Source organism: Bradyrhizobium erythrophlei (genome assembly GCF_042430365.1).
GTDB lineage: Bacteria > Pseudomonadota > Alphaproteobacteria > Rhizobiales > Xanthobacteraceae > Bradyrhizobium > Bradyrhizobium erythrophlei.
In genome coordinates this window covers 1-1,364 of the sequence record NZ_JBHMET010000200.1, presented here as the reverse complement: position 1 = coordinate 1,364, position 1,364 = coordinate 1, and the positions used below count along the sequence as shown (strand labels likewise).

1 protein-coding gene is annotated in these 1,364 nt (G+C 66.6%); it reads left to right on the top strand.

The window, feature by feature from the left end; translation table 11 throughout:
- A partial coding sequence (locus tag ACFFWD_RS29185) for an IS110 family RNA-guided transposase (RefSeq protein ID WP_376971203.1) occupies positions 1-890 on the top strand: 890 nt, incomplete at its 5' end.
- Positions 891-1,364 lie beyond the last annotated feature (474 nt).

Genomic DNA, 1,364 nt, shown 5'->3' with positions numbered 1-1,364 from the left:
GGCTGCGCGCGCGAGAGATCGAGGCCTACGTGATCCACCCGTCGAGCGTCCCGGTGTCGCGCGAGCACCGGCGGGCGAAGACAGATCGGCTCGACACTGAACTGCTCAAACGCGCCTTTCTCGGCTGGCTGCGTGGCGAACCGAAGCATTGCAGCATGGCGCCGATCCCCACCCCCGCCGACGAGGATGCGAAACGGCCGGGCCGCGAGCGCCAGAGCTTGGTTGGAGAGCGCACACGCATCATCAACCGCCTGAAGGCCAATCTCGCCCGCCTCGGCATTCGCGGCTTCCGGCCCAACCTGGCTCAGGCGTCGAGCCGGCTGGAGGCCTTACGCACGCCGGAGGGCGCGGCCGTCCCGGCGAACACGCTGGCCGAGCTGCGGCGCGATATGGACCGCCTGCGCTTTGTCAAGCAGCAGATCAAGGAGATCGAGACAACCCGTGCCAAGCGCTTGGCGGCAGCGCCCAACGAGCAACGCCATGCAATGGTACGCGTACTCGCGCGGGTCGTCGGCGTCGGCATTGAGACCGCGGACATGCTCATGCAGGAGGTGTTCTCGCGCGACATCCGGGATCGGAAAGCCCTCGCGCGCTATGCCGGCCTGACCGGTGCGCCCGACGAGAGCGGCAAAAGACGACGCGAGCGCGGACTTGCCAAAGCGGGCAATGCCCGCGTGCGCCGCGGGATGATCGAGCTCGCCTGGGGTCATCTGGTGCATCAGAAGGCCAGCGCGCTGACCGCGTGGTATCGGAAGCGAACTTCCGATGCCCGCGGCGGCACGCGCAAGACGATGATCGTGGCGCTCGCGCGCAAGCTCCTCATTGCACTGTGGCGGCTCGTGACGACCGGCGAGACGCCGGCAGGTCTGCTGCTGCGCCCGGCCGCGTAAGGACGACTGAGTTGCTGCAGCCCTGCGTCATGTCGATGCCGAGCTGCAGCTGACGAGCCGAGGTGGCGGCAACCCGATGTTGGACTATGGTCCTTGCACCGCGGTTTAGAATGGGCCCGCCGTCTCGGAGCTTCGCCGCCGATGCGCATGACTGCATCGTGGTTGCGATCCTCACGGGTCGGCCGAATACAAGTTCGTGGCGCGCGATCTGCGCGCACGATGGCGAGCTCCCCCTCGGTATCGTCTCAGTTGCTGACACTGCACTGGAAAAGACGCGCCCGATCGCGCAAGTCTGCCGCTGTGCTCGCGGCCGTCAAGGGCACGTCGCTCTGCGATGGCCTTCGGCCACCCTTGACCGCCGCTGCGCGCAGCAGCCTAGCGAAAAACGGGTCGGGACGAGGAGATGTCGCAGGCCGGCCGAACAAGGAGATAACCCATAACGAAAAGCCTTGACACCAATCGCCCCATACAAGT